This is a genomic window from Roseobacter weihaiensis (assembly GCF_020622345.1).
GTDB classification, from domain to species: Bacteria; Pseudomonadota; Alphaproteobacteria; order Rhodobacterales; family Rhodobacteraceae; genus Roseobacter; species Roseobacter weihaiensis.
Genome location: NZ_JACNMO010000023.1, coordinates 33,827 through 53,441, shown reverse-complemented (window position 1 = coordinate 53,441; position 19,615 = coordinate 33,827). Strand labels below are relative to the sequence as shown.

The 19,615-nt window shown below is 58.9% G+C and carries 19 protein-coding genes; 8 read left to right on the top strand and 11 right to left on the bottom strand.

Going from position 1 to position 19,615, the window contains the following annotated elements; all coding sequences use genetic code 11:
- Window positions 1-72 precede the first annotated feature (72 nt).
- The 3 genes from H7847_RS20305 (at window position 73) to H7847_RS20295 (ending at window position 4,378) form a co-directional block, all read left to right on the top strand.
- Window positions 73-978 (top strand): LysR family transcriptional regulator, encoded by a 906-nt coding sequence (locus tag H7847_RS20305; RefSeq protein ID WP_227271312.1) that lies wholly within the window; start codon window positions 73-75, stop codon window positions 976-978.
- 183 nt (window positions 979-1,161) lie between these two features.
- On the top strand, window positions 1,162-3,729 hold the full coding sequence (locus H7847_RS20300) for a methyl-accepting chemotaxis protein (RefSeq protein ID WP_227271311.1): 2,568 nt from the start codon (window positions 1,162-1,164) through the stop codon (window positions 3,727-3,729).
- Between the two features lie 229 nt (window positions 3,730-3,958).
- Window positions 3,959-4,378 (top strand): ACT domain-containing protein, encoded by a 420-nt coding sequence (locus H7847_RS20295; RefSeq protein WP_227271310.1) that lies wholly within the window; start codon window positions 3,959-3,961, stop codon window positions 4,376-4,378.
- A 148-nt stretch (window positions 4,379-4,526) separates the two neighbouring features.
- Here the strand turns inward: H7847_RS20295 and H7847_RS27260 are convergent, their stop codons facing one another.
- From H7847_RS27260 to H7847_RS20255, 8 genes are all read right to left on the bottom strand, one after another.
- Window positions 4,527-4,730, bottom strand: coding sequence for a transposase (locus tag H7847_RS27260; RefSeq protein ID WP_227271343.1), 204 nt, complete (start codon window positions 4,728-4,730; stop codon window positions 4,527-4,529).
- Window positions 4,731-5,141: 411 nt separating this feature from the next.
- A complete protein-coding gene (ptsP, locus tag H7847_RS20285; protein ID WP_227271309.1) occupies window positions 5,142-7,385 on the bottom strand; it encodes a phosphoenolpyruvate--protein phosphotransferase in 2,244 nt (747 codons plus the stop codon).
- Window positions 7,386-7,431: 46 nt separating this feature from the next.
- The gene (locus H7847_RS20280) at window positions 7,432-8,670 is read right to left on the bottom strand and encodes an aspartate kinase (protein WP_227271308.1); all 1,239 of its coding nucleotides are present in this window, start codon (window positions 8,668-8,670) and stop codon (window positions 7,432-7,434) included.
- 144 nt (window positions 8,671-8,814) lie between these two features.
- Window positions 8,815-9,453 (bottom strand): SDR family NAD(P)-dependent oxidoreductase, encoded by a 639-nt coding sequence (locus tag H7847_RS20275; RefSeq protein ID WP_227271307.1) that lies wholly within the window; start codon window positions 9,451-9,453, stop codon window positions 8,815-8,817.
- Window positions 9,454-9,456: 3 nt separating this feature from the next.
- Window positions 9,457-9,888: a DUF1178 family protein gene (locus H7847_RS20270; RefSeq protein WP_227271306.1), complete on the bottom strand. Its 432-nt coding sequence runs from the start codon at window positions 9,886-9,888 to the stop codon at window positions 9,457-9,459.
- Window positions 9,889-9,961: 73 nt separating this feature from the next.
- Complete coding sequence (locus H7847_RS20265) at window positions 9,962-10,423, bottom strand: NUDIX hydrolase (RefSeq protein WP_227271305.1); 462 nt, start codon at window positions 10,421-10,423, stop codon at window positions 9,962-9,964.
- A 167-nt stretch (window positions 10,424-10,590) separates the two neighbouring features.
- A complete protein-coding gene (locus tag H7847_RS20260; RefSeq protein ID WP_227271304.1) occupies window positions 10,591-11,352 on the bottom strand; it encodes an EcsC family protein in 762 nt (253 codons plus the stop codon).
- Window positions 11,353-11,394: 42 nt separating this feature from the next.
- Complete coding sequence (locus H7847_RS20255) at window positions 11,395-11,886, bottom strand: GNAT family N-acetyltransferase (RefSeq protein ID WP_227271303.1); 492 nt, start codon at window positions 11,884-11,886, stop codon at window positions 11,395-11,397.
- A 92-nt stretch (window positions 11,887-11,978) separates the two neighbouring features.
- On the opposite strand from H7847_RS20255, the gene H7847_RS20250 reads away from it, so the two are divergent.
- Together H7847_RS20250 and H7847_RS20245 are read left to right on the top strand one after the other, a co-directional pair.
- Window positions 11,979-12,584: a flavin reductase family protein gene (locus H7847_RS20250; protein WP_227271302.1), complete on the top strand. Its 606-nt coding sequence runs from the start codon at window positions 11,979-11,981 to the stop codon at window positions 12,582-12,584.
- Between the two features lie 124 nt (window positions 12,585-12,708).
- Complete coding sequence (locus H7847_RS20245; RefSeq protein ID WP_227271301.1) at window positions 12,709-13,536, top strand: endonuclease/exonuclease/phosphatase family protein; 828 nt, start codon at window positions 12,709-12,711, stop codon at window positions 13,534-13,536.
- Window positions 13,537-13,598: 62 nt separating this feature from the next.
- Here the strand turns inward: H7847_RS20245 and H7847_RS20240 are convergent, their stop codons facing one another.
- Window positions 13,599-15,227, bottom strand: a complete 1,629-nt coding sequence (locus H7847_RS20240; RefSeq protein WP_227271300.1) for a SulP family inorganic anion transporter — start codon at window positions 15,225-15,227, stop codon at window positions 13,599-13,601.
- 270 nt (window positions 15,228-15,497) lie between these two features.
- On the opposite strand from H7847_RS20240, the gene H7847_RS20235 reads away from it, so the two are divergent.
- From H7847_RS20235 to H7847_RS20225, 3 genes are read left to right on the top strand one after another with little or no spacing between them, the layout of a single operon-like run.
- Window positions 15,498-16,370, top strand: coding sequence for an S-methyl-5'-thioadenosine phosphorylase (locus H7847_RS20235; protein ID WP_227271299.1), 873 nt, complete (start codon window positions 15,498-15,500; stop codon window positions 16,368-16,370).
- A gap of 35 nt (window positions 16,371-16,405) precedes the next feature.
- A complete protein-coding gene (locus tag H7847_RS20230; RefSeq protein WP_227271298.1) occupies window positions 16,406-17,041 on the top strand; it encodes a LysE family translocator in 636 nt (211 codons plus the stop codon).
- A gap of 14 nt (window positions 17,042-17,055) precedes the next feature.
- Window positions 17,056-17,586: an adenine phosphoribosyltransferase gene (locus H7847_RS20225; protein ID WP_227271297.1), complete on the top strand. Its 531-nt coding sequence runs from the start codon at window positions 17,056-17,058 to the stop codon at window positions 17,584-17,586.
- A 3-nt stretch (window positions 17,587-17,589) separates the two neighbouring features.
- Here H7847_RS20225 and H7847_RS20220 read toward each other — a convergent pair whose 3' ends face one another.
- Window positions 17,590-18,054, bottom strand: coding sequence for a YHS domain-containing (seleno)protein (locus H7847_RS20220; protein ID WP_227271296.1), 465 nt, complete (start codon window positions 18,052-18,054; stop codon window positions 17,590-17,592).
- 98 nt (window positions 18,055-18,152) lie between these two features.
- Window positions 18,153-19,574, bottom strand: coding sequence for an FAD-binding oxidoreductase (locus H7847_RS20215; RefSeq protein ID WP_227271295.1), 1,422 nt, complete (start codon window positions 19,572-19,574; stop codon window positions 18,153-18,155).
- Window positions 19,575-19,615: the final 41 nt, after the last annotated feature.

The window sequence follows — 19,615 nt, the reverse complement described above, 5'->3', positions numbered from 1 at the left end:
AGCGAGTTTCAGTCGAATGATTAGAGGGATAATTCACGTTTAATTATTGCGAAAATCACGGTAATCAAACGTATGAGCGGTCAGATCGAATATATTCACACCTTTCTGGAGGTCGTTGAACAGGGTGGGTTTGCGGCCGCCGGGCGCGCCCTGGGGCTCTCCCCCACAATCGTCACCCGCCACATTGCGGACCTTGAGGCAAAACTGGGTGTGCAGCTTTTCACCAGGACCACCCGCAAGGTCTCTCTGACCGATGCGGGACGGCTCTATCACACCCAGGTCATGCCGGTTGTCAGCGCGCTGAACGCGGCAAATGCGGCCGTCAGGACACGGCAGGTGGGGCTGTCCGGTCCCTTGAAGGTCAGCGCGCCCATGTCGTTCGGAACACGTGTACTACCGGATATCATTGCGCAGTTTCGCACACTGCATCCCGGCGTGCAGTTGGATTTGCAACTGACCGACCGCTTTGTTGATATAGCGGCAGAAGGCTTTGACCTCGCTTTGCGGATATCAGAGCCGCCGACCGATCAGACAACGATCTGGCGCAAGATCTGCAGTATCCCGAGGGTGATCGTCGGGGCCCCTTCCTACCTTGATCTGCACGATCCGATTACCGACCCCGCAGGCTTGCCCCGCCACCAATCTCTGCACTATGCGCATCAGAAGGGCTCAGCGGTCTGGGTCTTGCACCAAAAAGACGACAAAAGGCGGGTCCGGTTAGACCCCTGTTTTATCGGCAATAACGGCGATCTCATTTCGGAACTGGCCGTCCGCGGTGAAGGTTTGGCGCTCTTGCCGCTGTTCTTGGTCGAAAGCCATGTGACGTCAGGCCGTCTGAGGACTGTCCTGCCGGGCTGGCACGCCCCGGACATCTGGCTTACCACGACCTTTCCGCCCTATGACCGCCTGACCGCCAAGGTCGAGACATTCACGAAATTCGTCGAAGCGGAAATGCGCACGAACAACCCGGCCATCTAGCTGTACCTGCGACCAGGCAAGCAACGATAAGCTGATGCCGCCAAAAATGCCCAGCCGTTTACGATCCTAAAAGAAGTTGCTGATAACAGGGGTCTGCCAAGAAGCGGGCACCGACGTAATCAGGCCAGTTTTGCATCGTTCGCTGTTGCGATTGAGCCAACTCTAGCAAATGGGCGACCAACTATGACGAACTTCCTGCGTGATGCAAAATTAAGCCTTAAACTGCCGTTTTTTATCGGGGCTCTTGTCGCTCTTACAATCATGGTGATGTCTGCGGCTAACGCGGTCATGACGGCGGGCATCATCTCGAACGCTGCTCAGGTAAAGCTGGAAAGTATCGCAGTTCTCAAATCCAAACGCGTTGAGGCGCTGCTGGAAAGTATTGATCGCGACATTCGACTGCAGGCGGCCGCCCCCGCAACATCGCTGGCGCTGGTGGCCCTGGCCGATGGCTTTGACGCGCTGGACGACGCACAGGATGTTTTGCAGCGAGTCTATATTGATGAAAATGAATTCCCAGCTGGGGAAAGAGACCAGCTTGTGAAGGCCGACACCGGGTCAAGCTATGGTTTTATTCATGCCGTCTATCACCCGACGTTCGACGCGCTCCAGAACGAGATGAATTACTATGACGTTTTCCTGTTCGATACCGCGGGAAACCTTGTCTACAGCGTTTTCAAAGAACAAGATTTTGCCACCAATATGATGACCGGACCCTGGTCTGATTCAAACCTGGCCGAAGCTTATCACCGGGCGATGGAGCTGGACGCAGATGCCCCTTCGGTCTTTACGGACTTTGCCCCTTATGAGCCAAGCAGTTTTGCTCCTGCCGCTTTCATGGCCCGCCCCGTGTTCAACGAACAGGGAACGCGGTTGGGGGTTTTGGCTTTTCAGATGTCAATCGTAAAGCTGAACCAGGCAGCAGGTGAAATCGAGGGGCTGGGCGAAACAGGAGAAGGCTTTCTTGTGGGTGAAGACGGCCTGATGCGCACCGATTCATTCCTCTCGGACGGCGATGATATTCTCAATACGCGGGTGGATCACCCCGGATTAGCTGCCGCTGTCACCGGCGAGATCAGCGGCTTTGAAACCATGAACGAGAGAAGCCAGGACGTGGTCGGTTTTGCTGTCCCGATCAACTTTCTGGGCGCGCAATGGATCCAGATTGTCCAACAGGAGAAAAGCGAACTCTTCGGCGGCCTGCGTGCGGCCCTTCTCAAAGCGCTGCTGATCGCTGGTGTGGTCCTTGCCGGCGCTCTTTTGCTGTCAGTCTACTTTTCACGAAGCATCTCAAAGCCGGTACAGAACCTCACGGTCGCAGTGAACAAGGTCGCAGAAGGAGCCATCAACACCGATGTTCCATGTACCGAACGCAGGGATGAAATCGGCGAATTGGCACGCAAAACCGAAGTGTTCAGGCAGAATGCCGAGCGGATCGAAATGATGGTCGATGAACAAAAGCAAGCAAATGAAAAAATGGCTGCCCTGAGCCAAGAGCGTGAGATGGCCGCCCAACGCGAGATCGAACTGGCACAGGAAAAGGAAAAATCCGACCGGGCCGCCGAGGCGATGCGTCAGGAAATGCTGCAAAAGCTTGGCTCTTCTTTTGGTGAAGTCGTGAATGCCGCGCTGGCAGGCAACTTTGCCAGCCGTGTAAACGTCGCTTTTGATGATAAGGTTCTTACCGACCTGTCAGACAATATAAATAACCTGATGGAGGTTGTTGATACCGGCCTGACCACAACCGGTCACGTCCTGGAACGGGTCGCAAAGGGAGACTTGACGCAGCGCATGGAGGGGACATTTCAGGGCTCCTTCAAACAGTTACAAAACAATGTAAACGAAATGCTGGACGCATTGACCTCACTTGTAACCGACATTTCGGAAAGCGGGGAAACCGTGTCAGAATCGTCGGCTGAGCTTCGCCAGACGTCAGATTTGCTATCACGTCAGGCCGAACAAAACGCCGCCTCGGTGGAGCAGACGTCAGCCGCACTTGAAGAATTGACGGTAAGCATTTCACAGGTAACCGAAAACGTCGCGGATGTGAGCCGAAATGCCCAAGACGCACGAACAACAGCCTCAGAAAGTGGGCGTATCGCTGAACAGGCTGCCACTTCCATGGAGCGCATCGCGCAGGCGTCCGAAGAGATCAATCGCGTGACCGAGGTTATCAATGATATTGCCTTTCAGATCAATCTGCTGGCACTGAATGCCGGTGTTGAGGCCGCACGCGCCGGCGAGGCAGGACGCGGGTTTTCCGTTGTCGCCTCCGAGGTTCGTCAACTCGCGCAACGCGCAAGCGAAGCGGCAAAGGAAATCGCGCAGGTTCTCACCGAAAGCGATTCAGCGGTAAAGGAAGGCGTCTCGAACGTCTCGAATGCAAGAGCCTCGTTGGATCAGATCGCCAAAAGCGTCATTGGTATCTCCGACAACATCGCAGGAGTGACACGCGCGATGTCGGAACAAGCATCTGGTGTAAAGGAGATTACCTCGGCCGTCGCACAGGTTGACAACAACACACAAAAACAAGCTGCGGCGTTTGAAGAAGTGACCGCTTCGAGCCATGTTCTTGCACAGGAAGCGAAAGAATTGCACAAATCGACAGGGAAGTTCCAAGTGTCAAAATCCCGTAAGATGGCCGCACCGAAACGGACCCCCAAGGCTATGGCTATGGCTTCAGCACCAGAACCCGCGGCTCCCAGAATTGCAGCTGGTGCGGAACGCTTTAGCGGTTGGGACGAATTCTAGAGCCCGCCCTAAAATTCCAGACTGCCGTGTGTCTCAAAAGCCGCAAATCACTGCTGTATGCCTCGGGATTTGCAGCACCCCGGCGCGATACTTCACACCATGTCATCCAGCCACGGTCAGCCCCTAAGTATCATGCATTGCTATTTCTCGTTGTAGTGTTCGGCTTTCTTGTTATCTTCCATTGACCCCGTTCGTGACGCTGGTCCCCAACCAAGCAGAGGAGCGCAGAATGAGTGGGGAAACGGATTTAGAGGCGCTTTTTCGAACCTTGAAGATATCAGTGGCAGACGGCATCTATGTGTTTACGACTCTGGAACACCGAAAGATTCCCGAGGGTCTCGAACCCAAGATGGTCTTCCAGGAAACCGAAGGCACAACGCTCATCCTCCTGCGCGAAGAAGCTGAAGAACATCATTTCACCTACGAATTTCCCAGCAAAATGATCACCCTGAATGTACACTCTTCTTTGGAAGCCGTTGGGTTCATGGCACGTATCTCTACAGCGTTGTCAGTAGAGGGAATGGGCGTTAACCCTGTGGCTGGTTTTTTCCACGACCATCTCTTCGTTCCGCTCGGACGAGAGACGGACGCGCTGCGTGTTCTGGAGGAGCTGAAAGAGACCGCGCTCAATCACCCAGGAGCGTCTTGAAAGAACCTGATCAATAGCGGCACTCCGACGATCGCAACAGCAAAGCGCAACACATGTTGCGCAATCATCAAGACCATGTCCGCGCCTACAATCACGGCGGCAAAAGATGTCTAGCCCCCATTTTCTGTACCAGTATTTTGAGGTTTCTCTAATAAGGTTTCGGGCACCGGTGGGCGCATACCCAGGGCATGGTGTGGCCGGACTGGTTGTATTGTCTGAGCCAGATGTTGATGGCGACCTGAGCTTGCTTTGTGCTGTGGAACCATTCTGCGTTGAGGATTTCGCGGCTTAGTGTTCCGTTGAATCTTTCATTGTATCCGTCCTCCCAAGGACTTCCTGGATAGATCTGCATCGGTTGGATATCGGATGGTGGCGAAATCCTTTTCCGCACTAACTTTGGAAGTCGGGCAGACCAGTCAAGTCGATGCTCAGCACCGTAACGGGGATCAACAAGAGCCTGGGCCGCATTCCCGCCGTTAAGATCAGAAGAGCAGGCGTGAACGTTGCCCCCTACGGCAACGCCAAGAATGATCCGCACAGCGGCGTTCACAGGTGCGACAGATCGCTCCTCGCGCAAAAGTGCGGCGGCAAGACAACCGAAAATCGAGCCGAGAAGCTACGCCGAGAGCAGTGCGGCGACATTAAACGTTGCGGGCCTGCAAAACGGGGCCAGAAAGGGCATAATGTAATGGATATCGCACGCATCACATGAGGGGCGCACAAATGGTCATCCCGATCATGATCCGCAGAAACATCACTGCGGCTAGCCTTGCCGGCGCAGCCAGGCCATAACCGCGGGTCTGACTGACATCTCTCCCCGGTGGCGCGCATCAGAGATAACCTTGCGCACCTCCCCAAGATCAGATCGCCGCAGCAGGCTTTTCACGGGGCCAATGGAGGCGGGCCGCATCGACAGGTTTCGCAACCCCATCGCGGCAAAGCAGAGGGCTTCAACCGGGCGCCCCGCATCCTCACCACAGAACGAAACTGCCGTTCCGGTCGCTTCGCAGCGCTCGACAATGCGTTCGACAAAGCTCAGAAAGGACACGTTGAGCGTGTCGTACCGTCGGCGGACGCGCTCGTTTTCACGATCAGCCGCAAAAAAGAACTGTTTGAGATCGTTGCCCCCGATCGACAAAAAATCAACATCTTCAAAAAACTTGATCGGCGCGAACGCAAGGCTTGGTGTCTCCAGCATCGCGCCGACCTCGATGGTTTCCGGCAGCAGATGGCCAAGCCGCGCCTCGGCGGCCAGGGTTTTGTCCATCAGGCGGCGGGCCTCCGTGTATTCCTCCATCTGCGCGACAAAGGGAAACATTACGGTCAGCGGTCGCCCATTTGCCGCCCGGATCAGCGCCTGCAATTGCATCCGCATGATCCCGGGTTTATCCAGACCAACACGAATTGCGCGCCACCCCAGCGCCGGGTTCGGTTCATCATTGGGTTTCATATAGGGTAGAACCTTGTCGGACCCGATATCCAAAGTGCGAAACACCACCCGTTTGCCTTTGGCCGCATCCAGCACCCGCGCATAAAGGGCCACAAGTTCGGCGCGACGCGGCATCTGGTTGCGCACGAGAAACTGCAATTCTGTCCGAAAGAGCCCGACCCCTTCGGCACCAGAGGAGGGTAACGAGGGTAAATCCGCCATCAGCCCCGCATTCATGTGCAAGCTTATCGTAACACCATCGCGCGTGTGCGCAGGTTTTTCCCGGATCGAGGCGTAGCGCTCCTGAGCCGCCGCCAACATCGCGATTTTGTCGCGAAACGCCGACCCAACCGTCTCGTCGGGGCGCAGATGCACGATGCCCTGCTCGCCATCCACCATGATATGATCGCCATTCAACGCTTCGGTTGTCACGCGATTTGCATGCACCACCAGCGGGATGGCAAGCGCGCGCGCAACGATCGCGGCATGACTGCCCACCGAGCCTTGCTCAAGCACGATCCCCTTTAGGCTGCGACCATATTCAAGAAGTTCTGCCGGGCCGATGTTGCGCGCAACAAGGATGGGATCGGACGGCATCTCTGCCCCTGTATCAGCGCCCTGCCCCGTCAGAATACGTAAAAGCCTATTCGACAAATCATCCAGATCACTCAACCTTTCACGCAGATAGCTGTCCGTGACCTGCGACATCCGGGCCCGCGCGGTGGATTGTTCCTTTTCGACCGCCGCTTCCGCAGACAGGCCGTTGGAGATATCTTCCTCCATCCGGCGCATCCACCCCTTGGAGTTTGCAAACATCCGGTAGGCCTCAAGGACCTGAAGCTGATCCTTGTCCTGCCGGCCCGCGATTTGCAGCATCTTGTCGACGCCGACCCGCAATTGCTCAACGGCTTCGCGCAGGCGCTCGGCTTCGCGTTTCGGATCGTCCGCAATTGGATTTGTGACAACAACACGCGGCTCATGCAGCCAGACATGGCCCTCCGCAGCCCCTTCCTGACCAACGGTGCCGGGAATCATCACCGGCTGCGAATGCCGTGCGGACATCGCTGCCCCTTCCCCGACAAATGCGCCCAACTCCGTCATTTCCGCCAGCACCATTGCGACCACTTCGAGCGCGTAGATCTCATCCGCAGAGAATTCCCGCGCGGATTTGGATTGAACCACCAGCACGCCCAGCGCTTCCCCCAGGCGCTGGATCGGGACACCGAGGAAACTTGAATAAATCTCTTCGCCGGTCTCGGGCATATAGCGGAACCCCCGGGCGTTGGGTGCATCAGGCGTATTTACCAGTGTCCGTTGCTTGGCGACCTGCCCCACAAGACCCTCACCAAGCTTCATGCGCGTTTGGTGCACCGCCTCGGGGTTCAGACCTTTGGTTGCGCAGAGCTCCAGTGTCTCGGCATCCCGGAACAAATAGATGGAGCAGACCTCGCAACCCATGCTGGTCCCGATCAGGGAGGTGATTTCATCCAGACGCTCCTGGCCGGCCGCATGACCCGCCATTGCATCTCGTAACCGCCCCAGCAGTTTTCGCGATTCGCTCTCCAGACGCTCAGCCAAAAGTGCTTCCTTCCCAGATCATCGACATCAACGCAGGGCGATGCGATCAGGCAGCTTTCTCCAGTTCGAAGGCATCATGCAAGGCTTGCACGGCAAGTTCCATGTATTTCCTGTCGATCAGCACTGAAATCTTGATTTCCGACGTCGTGATGACCTTGATGTTGACCCCTTCCGCGCTCAGCACCTGAAACATCTTTGCCGCGACACCGGTATGGCTGCGCATTCCGATCCCGACAACGGATACTTTCGCGACGTCCGTGTCGGCGATCACCTCGTGGTAATTGATCGTACCGTCGGCCTTGGCGGCCTCGATTGCCTTTTGGGCGCGCGCGACCTGATCGGTGGGGCAGGACCACGTCATATCCGTGCGGCCTTCTTCGGCGATGTTCTGCACGATCATGTCCACGTTGACGCCAGCATCGCTCAGAGCGGTAAAGATACTTGCGGCAATACCGGGCCTATCGGCCACGCTGACCAATGTCATCTTTGCCTCGTCCCGGCTAAAGGCCACCCCGGCCACAACATTGCTTTCCATGATCTCTTCCTCATCGCAGACTAGCGTACCGGCTGTGTCTGATTGCTCTTCAAAACTGCTCAGCACGCGCAGCTTGACCTTGTAGCGCATGGCAAGCTCTACCGACCGCGTTTGCAGAACCTTCGCCCCGAGGGATGCCAGTTCCAACATCTCTTCAAAAGCGATTTTATCCAGCCTGCGCGCTTTCGCGCTCACCCGCGGGTCCGTTGTGTAGACACCATCCACATCCGTATAGATATCACAACGTTCGGCGCCAAAAGCTGCGGCAAAAGCGACAGCAGTCGTATCAGACCCGCCCCGACCGAGCGTGGTGATCCGCCCCTCGGGGCTCACACCCTGGAACCCCGCCACCACGGCAACCCTCATGCCTTCGTCGAATTTGGTATTGATGTTCTTAGGTGGAATATCCTCGATCCGTGCGGAGGAATGCGCATTCGTGGTGCGGACAGGCACCTGCCAGCCTTGCCAGCTGCGCGCGGGGACATCCATCTCCTGCAGGGTCAGCGCCATCAGGCCCGCCGTCACGTTTTCCCCCGAAGAGACAACCGCGTCGTATTCGCGTGCGTCATAAAGCGGAGAGGTCTCCCCCACCCAACCCACCAGTTCGTTGGTCTTGCCCGACATGGCAGAGACGATGACAATGACATCGTAGCCCTTGGCCACTTCAACACCCACGCGTTTTGCGGCCCGTCGGATACGATCCAGCGTCGCCACGGAAGTTCCTCCGAATTTCATCACCAGAACCGGCATTGTCGCGTCCCTTGCATCCGTCGCGGGGGGTTTACGCCCTCCGCCTCAGACACACAAGGCGTCGTCCCCATTTCGCCGCGCAACGCCTTGACCCTGCGGTTCGATCGGGGACACCGAGAGGTTTGCCATGTCACGTTTCGCGTCTCAGTAGGCGTGCGGTCGGCCGTCCCAGTTTTCAAAAACGCCGGTTGTGCGCATATCCAACGCATCAAAGCGCTCGACCAGCCCGTTCGCGGCCTCTGAAACACTGATATCGGCATGCGCACCGCCCATATCGGTGATGACCCAGCCCGGATGATAGATGCCCACAGCGATCCCGTCCTGGCGCAAGTCTGTCGCCAGATTTCGCCCCAGATTGAGCGCCGCGGCTTTCGAGGCCCGGTAGATGTAGCTGCCACCGGGTGCGCGTTCAGTTGACGCCATGGTTGAGGAGAGGATGGCAATGCGCCCCGCGCCCGACGCTTTGAGGTTCTCCAACAGCGCCTGCACGGTCAGAAAGATCCCCGTCACATTCACCGCAAAAGTATCCGCCCAGAGCGGCGCCGCATACCCATCCGAGAGCGCTTCGCCCTTGTCGAGATAAACACCCGCATTGCACACGAGCAGATCCACCGCGCGGCCCTCCAGGCGGCGCGCGAAGGCGGCATGGCTGGCCGGATCGGTGACCTCAAGCGGCCACGCCCCGGCGCGCGAGGTTCCGATCACCGTCTCGCCTCGGGCCGCATATATCTCTGACAAAGCCGCCCCAATGCCGCGGTTTGACCCCGTGATTACAACTGTCATGGGTCAATTTGTCTTTCTGTTTGGCACAAAAGGCAGGGGGGCCACCGGTACGCCGTCTTCAATCAGCGCTTTGGCATCCGCCCGGTTCACCTCGCCGTAAATCGCGCGGTCCGGCGCCGCGCCAAGATACATGGCGCGGGCTTCAGCCGCAAATTCTCTGCCGACGTAATCTGCGTTCTGCTCGACGTGCTTGCGCAAGGCCTGAAGCGCCTTCTCTTCCTCCGTTGAGGTTTTCGAGAGTGACCGGGGCGTCTGCGATGTCTCTGCCTGACGCGTTGCCACACGTGGCGCCATCACCGCCTTGCGCACCTCAGCCGATCCGCAGACCGCACAAGAGAGATGCCCCGCATCGGAAAGCGTCTGAAACGCCGATGCGGATTGGAACCAGCTGTCGACCTGGTGTCCTTCGTCACATATCAACGCGTATTGGATCATACTGCGCAGCGTACCCCATGAATGCTTAACGATTTCAGAAAATGGGCCGTAACCGCACAGAGGTCAAGCCAGCCTAGGCATCCAGACGCGGGTCAAAATCCAGCAAAATCCGCACCAACTCCGGTTCATCCACAAGCCGTGCGGCCTTTTTGCGGGACACCCAGAGCCGTTCGCGCTGGCCTGCTTCGGGGTAGTCGTCGGCAATCTCTTTCACTTCCACGGTAAAGACCATCGCAAGGCAAGGCAAATCGCTTTGGTCTTCCATCCCCTTGCTGTAGGAAAATATCCCGATACAGCGCCCGTCAGACCGCCCGCGGACACCGGCCTCTTCCCAGGCCTCGATGGCTGCAGATTCTGATGGTGTCTTGCCGTCCATCGGCCAGCCTTTGGGCACAATCCAGCGTTTTGACGTCCGGGAAGTGATCAACAAGACCTGAATCTTGCCTTTTCGGATCCGGTAGCAAAGCGCTGCGAACTGTGATCGAACATCCGTTTTGCGGGCCCCGGGGAGCGAAATAGGGAGTTGCTTTATCATGTTACGATGATGCGTACTCATAGAAATTCGGGGCCTTCGGCATCCACATTGATACTATGCCTGAAATCGGGACTCCTGCCAACCCAAACAAGCCCCATTCCACTACAGGAGCTTCCCTAACAGTTTATTAACACAACATTTGGAGGCCCCTATAAAACAGAATAGGTCTACATCAGCGCGCCTTTGCCGAGACGCGCGCGCAGCGCCTCCACCAGCTGGTCCAAGGGGACATCCGCCTCGATTGCCAGATGCCGCAGGCCAAAGTGCACATGCGCCATTTCCTGATAATAACTGGTGTAGGCGTAGTTCGTCGCAGCCCCTGCCACCGCCCCCAGAACCGGGACCGTCTGTGCGGCGAGTTTCTGCCCCATCACGGTTGCCAGCCGGGGGGCGACGCGGGCAATCAACCCGTGCACGGCCGCGCCGGTCAGGGTAACCCGCGCCGAAATAAACCCCAGATCGGCTCCATCGTCCGCCTCAAGCGGCCCTGCTGCGGCAAAAACCTGAATGCAGTCGAACTGCACATTTTCGGCATTGGTATCAAAGCCATACTCCTCAGCCACGCCTTCGATCACCCGCAACAGCAGCGTCGTTGTCACCGGCAGCTCGGCCAGGGCAGTCGGCAGCCCCCCCAGACCACCCACAGCCCCCATCGCGGCCCCGACGGCGGAGTTCAGCCAGCTTTTCTGATCCGGCACCATGTCGCGACTGCCATGCGCGGCCTTCATCGCTTGCTCCAGCGCCCGCGTGGTGGCCTGATCCAGCCCGCTGCGGACGGTTGCAGGCAACTGGTCAAGCAAGCCCTCGGCCCGGCCCCCAATCAGGTTGAGCAGATCAATCCCAAGACCCCCCGCCTTACGGTAGCGTGCGGCAAGCGCATCAAGACGCGCGTCGATATCGACAGGTTCTTGTATTTCGATCAACTCCATCGGCACCTCCTGTGACCTAACATGGGCGGTTTGCAGGCGTTTTCAATTGCTGCGCCAGCGTGTGACGGGGCCTGTCACACCCTCCCACGCACCAGCCACCAGCGCCCGCCCCAAGACACGCTCCGGGTTGGTGGGCGGCGGCATCACCACCGCGTGCAGACGCGTAAATCCGAAGCGCGCATAATAGGGCGCATCCCCAACGAGCAGCACGCGTTCCCAGCCCAGCCGCGTGGCCAGCGCCAGCGTCTCGCGGATCAGCACCGCGGCCAGCCCTTCGCCCTGCCGCGTCGGGTGCACCGCCACCGGCCCCAGGATCAACGCATCTGCCTGCCCGACATGCACGGGCCAGTACCGGATCGCCCCGGCAAGAATGCCCTCCGCATCTCGCGCCACCTGGTTCAGCTCTGCGACCGGCAGGATATCGTCACGTAAGCGGTAGGAGGACAAAGCCTCGCGCCCCGGCGCAAAACACAGGTCATAAAGCGCTTCGACCTCATAGGCGTCCTGCGCGGTTTCTATAGTCAGCGTATACACTTGGAACGGGCCGGACGGGTGTCCCCTCAGGTTTCGGGTGGCTTGGCCCTAACACATGCGATATGGCACCTGCAAACGATCAGGAGGCATTGATGTTCTACCGCCCAGCCGATGGCCACGGCCTGCCGCATAATCCCTTTAACGCCATTGTCACACCCCGGCCTATCGGTTGGATTTCAACACGCGGGGCCAATGGGCAGAACAATCTGGCGCCCTATTCCTTCTTCAACGCGGTCGCTTATGAGCCGCCACAGGTCATGTTCGCGTCAACCGCCGCCAAGGAGGATCGCGGCGACACCAAGGACTCCGTCGCAAATATCCGCGAGACAGGCGTGTTCTGCGTCAACATCGTGGAATATGCGATGCGCGATGTGATGAATGCCTCCTCTGCGGCGCTGCCCCGCGATGTGGACGAATTTGCTCACGCGGGCATTGCGCTAAGCCCTTGCAGTGAGATCGACTGCGCCCGTGTCGCAGAGGCGCCCGCAGCCCTTGAATGTCGCATGACACAGATCGTTCAGATCAAAGGCGCGCATAACCACGTCGTCTTTGGCGAAGTGATCGGCGTGCATCTGCGCGATGACACACTTGTCGAGGGACGGTTTGACGTCACCACCTTCACGCCGCTGAGCCGCATGGGCTATCGCGACTATACCCGCGTGACCGACATCTTCGAGCTGAGGCGTCCCGACGACTAGCGCCCCGCATCCAGGCTGACAAACTGCGGAATGCGCCGGGCCTCGGCAGGGCGCCCGTATCCGCGAGAGAGCGTCTGTGGTACCTTCGTTGATACGAACCTGCGCTGCAGAAGGGACCCCCGACATGACAGACTTCAACCACTCCATCATCCGCGCGGCGGTCTGGAACCTGGCCGGATATACGCTGCCCGGTCGGCCTGTCGGCATCTCGGCGCGCTCAAGAAAAGCGCAGCGCCAGGCCGAAGGTCTGGCCCTGCTCGATGCGGAGTTTGTCACGCTCGTCGAAGTCTCCCCCGTCAGCTACATCGAAACGCTCGTGGAAAAACTCGCGAGCTTTGGCGTGTGTTACAATCACACCATCGTGCCGCAGCAGGCCGGCAACATTCATATCGGGTTTTTGCACAAGCCCGGAATCGATGTGACAAACCCGCGGTTTATCCCTGGCTCCGAGGGCACCTACACGACCGGACGCCAGGCGCTCGCGGTTGACATCAAAATCGCCAAGCTGCGTGCCACCATCATCGGCGTCCACCTGAAATCAGGCCGCGACCGGCCCGAGCAACAAATGCGCGACAGCCAATGCAAGGCCATCGGCAACTACATCACGACGCTGCAAAACACACCCGGCACAAAGCGCCGCGCCGTGTTTCTGATGGGGGATTTCAACATGATCCCGGGCCAGGACGTCTCGAACTTCCATCATCTGGGCGGGGACGATGTGATGGATTTTGTCTCAAGCTGGGACCTGCAAGATCGTTTCTCCCATATCCTGGAGAAAGGCCGCGCCAACCTGCTGGATGGCTTTGCGGTCAGCCGTCGCTATTCCACCGATTACATCAAAGGATCGCTGCGGCTCTTTCCGATGCATTGGACCATGGACATGGGCCGCGAAGCCTTCCGCAAGCAAGTCTCCGATCACCTGCCTTTTGTGGCAAGCTTCAAGCTCTACTGAGACGCTGAAATGGGACGGCGGGTGGGGCGACTTGGCCGCAAGGCCAAGAGCGTCACCAGCCGTCAGTGCCCGCCCAGAATGCCCGTGCGCACCTGGTAATTCACCGCCAGCGCATAATCGGGGTCATCGTCGCTATCCACCATAAGATGCCCCGCCTTGGTCAGCAGCCGGTGACAATCGTGGCTCAGGTGGCGCAACTGGACGCGCTTGCCTTGCGCCTCATACTTGGCCGCAACAGCCTCAATCGCCTGCAAGGCCGACTGGTCCACCACCCGGCTGTCGGCAAAATCCACAATCACTTCAGAAGGGTCGCCCGCAACATCGAACATCTCCACAAACCCGTCGGAAGAGCCAAAGAACAGCGGTCCCTGCACCTGATAAACCCGCGCGCCCTCGGGCGTTGTGTAAGATTTGGCATGAATACGGCGCGCATTGTTCCAGGCATAGGCCAGCGCGCTGACGATAACCCCGACGACGACAGCCACCGCAAGGTCTTCCATCACGGTTACAACCGTGACCAGCAGGATCACAAAAGAATCCATCAACGGCACCTTGCGCAGGATCGTCAATGAGTTCCACGCAAACGTCCCGATCACCACCATGAACATCACCCCGACCAGCGCGGCCAGCGGGATCAGTTCAATCACCGGCGAACCGACCAGAATGAAAATCAGCAAAAACACCGCCGCTGCGATCCCTGCAACCCGCGTACGGCCGCCGGATTTCACGTTGATCATCGACTGCCCGATCATCGCACAACCGCCCATTCCACCGAAAAACCCGGTCACGGTATTGGCCAGCCCCTGCGCGATACATTCCTGCGAGGCGCCACCCCGCTGGTTGGTCATATCCCCCACCAGGTTCAGCGTCAGCAGGCTTTCGATCAGACCGATTGCGGCCAGAATAATCGCATAAGGCAGGATGATCTGCAGCGTCTCAAGTGAAAAAGGCACCATCGGGATATGCAGGCTTGGCAGCCCGCCCTGAATGGAGGCCAGATCCCCCACGCGCGGCACCTCAAGGCCGAAAAGGATCACGACGCCTGCCACGATGCCGATCCCAGCCAAGGGCGCAGGAATTGCGCGCGTCAGCCGCGGCATGACCCAGATGATTGCCATGGTCGCCGCCACCAGTCCCAGCATCAGGTAAAGCGGCCCTCCCGACAGCCATTCGCCGCCGCCCATCCCGTGGCCGGTATTCTCCATCGTGCCGGGGACCTTGAACTGCGTGAGCTGCGCGAGAAAGATCACGATGGCCAGCCCGTTCACAAACCCCAGCATCACCGGATGTGGCACCAGACGGATGAACTTGCCCCACTGCATGACCCCCGCAAAGACCTGCAAAAAGCCCATCAGAACCACCGTGGCAAACAGGTATTCAACCCCATGCTCGGCCACCAGTGCCACCATGACCACCGCCAACGCCCCGGTCGCGCCCGAAATCATCCCAGGACGCCCGCCGATCAGCGCCGTGATCAACCCCACCAGAAAGGCTGCATAAAGCCCTACCAGAGGATGCACGCCCGCAACAAAGGCGAAGGCCACGGCCTCCGGCACAAGCGCCAGCGCAACCGTGAGCCCCGATAAAAGCTCGATGCGCAAACGGCCAAAGCTCACGCCATCCTCCGGCATCCATCGCAGGTCGGTCATATCCAAATTCTTGGTAAAGGTGCTGAACAATGTTCGCGCCATAAAAATTTCCTAATGTATCTTCGCGTGAGAAAGGCGCGCCCGGCGCGCAGAACTACGCGCTCCCTAGACCCATTCCGATCAAATGAAAACCCCGCTCAGTATGCAGCAACATGGTAAACAGAGGTTAAACGTCGATCTGACGTGCCGCCTGCCGCTTTAATAGGACGGAGCGCTCTCTTAATGCATTGTTGAGAAAAAGCAGCGATTTCAGTCTTTCCAACTGGAGTCCGAGCGGGCAGACTGCGCGGCACAGACAAAAGGACAGCCTTGATGACCCAAACCAAGATTGCCGTGATCGGTGGCTCAGGCATTTATGACATCGATGGGTTGGAGGCTGCCCAATGGATGCCGGTGGACACACCATGGGGACCCCCGTCAGACGCGCTGCTCACCGGGACGCTGGACGGGGTAGAGATGGTGTTCCTGCCCCGGCATGGACGTGGTCACGTGCACAGCCCCACGACCGTTCCCTACCGCGCCAACATCGATGCGCTGAAACGGCTTGGGGTGACAGATGTGATCTCCGTCTCGGCCTGCGGATCCTTTCGCGAGGAAATGGCGCCGGGCGATTTTGTCCTTGTAGATCAATTTATTGACCGCACCTTTGCCCGTGAGAAATCATTCTTTGGCACCGGGTGTGTCGCCCATGTGAGCGTGGCACACCCCACCTGCCCCCGCCTGACAGAGGCCTGCGCAGCAGCGGCTGCGGCCGCGGGTATCACGGCGCATAAAGGCGGCACATATCTGGCGATGGAGGGGCCGCAGTTTTCCACATTGGCAGAATCCAAGGTGTACCGCGAGCGCTGGGGCGCGGATGTGATCGGCATGACCAACATGCCGGAGGCCAAACTCGCCCGCGAAGCCGAGCTCTGCTACGCTTCCGTGGCGATGATAACAGACTATGACAGCTGGCACCCGGAGCACGGTGAGGTTGATGTCACCGAGATCATCAAAACCCTGATGGGCAATGCCGACAGGGGCCGTGATCTGGTCCGACGCCTGCCAAAGCTGCTGGGGGCAGACCGCGCGCCCTGCCCGCATGGCTGCGACCGGGCCTTGGACTTCGCCATTCTGACCCAGCCGGACGCCCGCGATCCGGCGATGGTGGAAAAGCTGGATGCCGTCGCGGGGCGTGTTCTGTGACGTAATTGTGGCCCCTCTGTCAAAAAGGATAAAGGATGTCTCTTGATCTCTGGCTTGCCTTCGTTGCGGCCTCCACCGCGCTGCTCGTGCTGCCCGGACCCACGCTGATGATGGTCCTGAGCTATGCCCTGACCCAAGGACGTCGGGTTGCCGCCGCCTCCGCTTTTGGGGTGGCCACCGGTGATCTGATTGCCATGACCCTTTCGGTCATCGGCCTCGGGGCCCTTTTTCTAACCTCTGCACTGGCCTTTACCGTGCTCAAGTGGATCGGTGCGGCCTATCTGGTCTACCTCGGCATCAAGATGCTGCTCAGCGCCCGAGGGCCCGCCACGCCCCCCACGCTCGCGAAAGCACCCCCCGGTCAGTCCCCGCGCAAAGTATTTCGCGATCTAACGCTGGTTACGGCACTCAATCCAAAATCCAATACTTTCTTCATCGCCTTCGTGCCGCAGTTTATTGATCCGACCACTGCATTTGCCCCGCAGGCCGCCATCCTGGTGGCGACCTTTGTCACCATCGCGGGGATCAACGCGCTGGTCTTTGCGCTTGCCGCCAATGCCATGCGATCCCGCATCACGCGCCCCAGCGTGCAAACCTGGCTGACCCGTGCGGGCGGCGCCACCCTGATCGGCATGGGTGTGATAACCGCCACGCTGCGTCGCGGCACCTAACTCAGAGAGATCCCATGAAAACTATTCCAGATTACATTCGCACCATCGTGGATTTTCCGCATGAAGGGATCATGTTCCGCGATGTCACAACGCTTTTTGCCGATCCGCGCGGATTTCGGATGGCCATCGACCAAATGCTCCACCCCTATGCGGGTCTGCAGATCGACAAGGTCGTGGGCCTCGAGGCTCGCGGCTTTATCCTCGGCGGGGCCATTGCACATCAGCTCTCCAAAGGCTTTGTGCCAATTCGCAAAAAGGGCAAGCTGCCCGGCACGACAATCAGCGAAGATTATGCGCTTGAATACGGGGAGGCGATCGTCGAAATCCACGACGATGCCATCCAGCCGGGTGAGAAGGTGCTGGTCGTAGATGATCTGCTGGCCACCGGCGGCACCGCCGAAGCCGGGATCAAGCTTATCGAACGGTTGGGAGGTGAGATCATCTCTACCTCGTTCATCATCGATCTGCCCGACCTCGGCGGGCGCAAAAAGCTCGAAAACCTCGGCATGGAGGTCAACGCGCTCTGCGTCTACGACGGGCACTGATCCTCAGCCCAGAACAGCCGGCCAATTTGCATCTGCGGCTGCGATATGGCCGGGAATGTCGCGTTCCCAGCGGCGCTGGATGCGGTTTGAGAAGTTCAGGTAGAGCTTGCCGTCCACGATCTTCCAGGCGTCGGGAATGGTGGAGGCAGTAGAGCCTTTTGCCACCGCATAGGCGCAGAATCCGCCATATTGCGGCGCATAGGTGTCAGGATCCGAGGCAAAGGCGTCGCGGTTCTCGGCGCTGGCAAACTGCCATGTCACCCCGTTCCAGGAGTGGGTGAAATCCGCGCTGCCCTTGACTGGCGCACCTTCTGTGAAATAGCCCACAACATCGCTGCCATCCACGGCGATGCCATCCTCGGCGTAAACCTTGCCCGGCGCAGCCGTCGCACCCCGGGCGGTCATCAAGAGGCCCGCAGCGGGCAGTGTAGCAGCGGTACCGATCAGCAGATTGCGTCGTGTCAGCATGATGTGAGCATCCTTTCGGGTTGTTCGATGAGGCGTAGGTGGGGAACGGCTGGGCAAAGCGCCATATCTCACACGGACATGTTATCCGTGTTGCATCCTCAGCCTGCGGGTTTGAGCACCGCGCCGGGGTTCATGATGCCCTTGGGGTCAAGGGCCGCCTTGATTGCGCGCATCGCCGACAATTTGGTTGGGTCGGCATAGCGCTCCAGATCGTCCACTTTGAGCCGTCCGACACCGTGCTCTGCGCTGACCGACCCGCCCATCTCATCCACAAGATCATGCAGGCGACGCATGACATCGCCGCGCAGATGCTTGAAGGCCTCCCGGTTCTGGCCCTCTGGCGGGAAGACGTTGTAGTGCAGGTTGCCGTCGCCCACATGACCAAAACAGTTGACCCGGAAATCGCCCATCTTGCGGATCAGGGCATCGGCGCGATCAATAAAGCGCGCCAGCTCCCCCAAAGGCAATGACATATCATGCGAGCAGAGTGCGCCAACCCGTTTGTTTGCCTCGGGAATATGCTCGCGCACAGACCAGAAATCATCCGCCTGCTGGCCGCTTTGTGCGATGACGCCATCCGTCACGATCCCGACGTCATGGCCTGCTTGAAACATCTGCTCCAGCGCCTCTTGCGGTGACATCCCCTTGGCAAGGCCAACCTCAATCAGGACGGACCATTGCGGCGCTTTCTCAAAGGGTTGCCGGATGTCCGGCAGGGTCTGCTGCAAAAATGCCAGCCCTTGCCCGTTGAGCAGCTCAAAAGCGCTGACCATCTCACCAAGCTGGTCACGCGCAAGCGACAACAACGACACTGCGGCTTGCGGGGAGGACACTGCAAAGATGGCAGTGCCAATCTGTGCCGGTTGCGGGCTGAGCTTGAGCGCGGCTGCGGTAATCACCCCAAGCGTGCCTTCCGACCCAATGAGAAGATGCCGTAGATCATAGCCCGTATTGTCCTTGCGCAGCCGTTTCAGCCCATGCCAGGTCTCACCGCTGGGCAGTACGGCTTCCAGACCAAGGCATAGATCGCGCGTATTGCCATAGCGCAGCACCCCTGTGCCCCCGGCGTTGGTGGCCAGATTACCCCCGATCCGGGCGGTTCCCTCGGCCGCCAGCGACAGCGGAAACAGCCGGCCTGCCGCCCGCGCCGCAGCCTGAACATCCGCCAGAACGGTGCCCGCCTCGCAGATCAAAACGTTCTCCTCAGGGTAGACCGCCCGCACCTGGGTCATCCGCTCAAGAGACACCAGCAACGGCGCTGGCCCTGCGGGCATAACCTGCCCGCCAACCAATCCTGTGCCACCGCCATAGGGGATCACCGCCACGCGGGCCTCTGACGCAAGCCGCACCAGCGTGGCGACTTCGTCAACCGAACGCGGTGCTGCCAGGAGCGCCGTATGACCCTGCCACTGGCCGCGCGGTTCTTCGAGGTAGCGCGGGGCAAGCGGGCGCAAAACCTCTGCGGGCAAATGCGATCGGATCAGGTCTTCAAAGGAGGAATCAGCAGGATTGAGGCTCATGCCCTTTGATCCTCCGCCAGACCTCGTGATGCAAGGGGGTC

Bases quoted from the DNA above. Each gene is read 5' to 3' on its own strand.
- H7847_RS20305 (WP_227271312.1), top strand. From the start codon at position 73: ATGAGCGGTCAGATCGAATATATTCACACCTTTCTGGAGGTCGTTGAA.
- H7847_RS20300 (WP_227271311.1), top strand. From the start codon at position 1,162: ATGACGAACTTCCTGCGTGATGCAAAATTAAGCCTTAAACTGCCGTTT.
- H7847_RS20295 (WP_227271310.1), top strand. From the start codon at position 3,959: ATGAGTGGGGAAACGGATTTAGAGGCGCTTTTTCGAACCTTGAAGATA.
- H7847_RS27260 (WP_227271343.1), bottom strand. From the start codon at position 4,730: ATGCAGATCTATCCAGGAAGTCCTTGGGAGGACGGATACAATGAAAGA.
- H7847_RS20280 (WP_227271308.1), bottom strand. From the start codon at position 8,670: ATGCCGGTTCTGGTGATGAAATTCGGAGGAACTTCCGTGGCGACGCTG.
- H7847_RS20275 (WP_227271307.1), bottom strand. From the start codon at position 9,453: ATGACAGTTGTAATCACGGGGTCAAACCGCGGCATTGGGGCGGCTTTG.
- H7847_RS20270 (WP_227271306.1), bottom strand. From the start codon at position 9,888: ATGATCCAATACGCGTTGATATGTGACGAAGGACACCAGGTCGACAGC.
- H7847_RS20265 (WP_227271305.1), bottom strand. From the start codon at position 10,423: ATGATAAAGCAACTCCCTATTTCGCTCCCCGGGGCCCGCAAAACGGAT.
- H7847_RS20260 (WP_227271304.1), bottom strand. From the start codon at position 11,352: ATGGAGTTGATCGAAATACAAGAACCTGTCGATATCGACGCGCGTCTT.
- H7847_RS20250 (WP_227271302.1), top strand. From the start codon at position 11,979: ATGTTCTACCGCCCAGCCGATGGCCACGGCCTGCCGCATAATCCCTTT.
- H7847_RS20245 (WP_227271301.1), top strand. From the start codon at position 12,709: ATGACAGACTTCAACCACTCCATCATCCGCGCGGCGGTCTGGAACCTG.
- H7847_RS20240 (WP_227271300.1), bottom strand. From the start codon at position 15,227: ATGGCGCGAACATTGTTCAGCACCTTTACCAAGAATTTGGATATGACC.
- H7847_RS20235 (WP_227271299.1), top strand. From the start codon at position 15,498: ATGACCCAAACCAAGATTGCCGTGATCGGTGGCTCAGGCATTTATGAC.
- H7847_RS20230 (WP_227271298.1), top strand. From the start codon at position 16,406: ATGTCTCTTGATCTCTGGCTTGCCTTCGTTGCGGCCTCCACCGCGCTG.
- H7847_RS20225 (WP_227271297.1), top strand. From the start codon at position 17,056: ATGAAAACTATTCCAGATTACATTCGCACCATCGTGGATTTTCCGCAT.
- H7847_RS20220 (WP_227271296.1), bottom strand. From the start codon at position 18,054: ATGCTGACACGACGCAATCTGCTGATCGGTACCGCTGCTACACTGCCC.
- H7847_RS20215 (WP_227271295.1), bottom strand. From the start codon at position 19,574: ATGAGCCTCAATCCTGCTGATTCCTCCTTTGAAGACCTGATCCGATCG.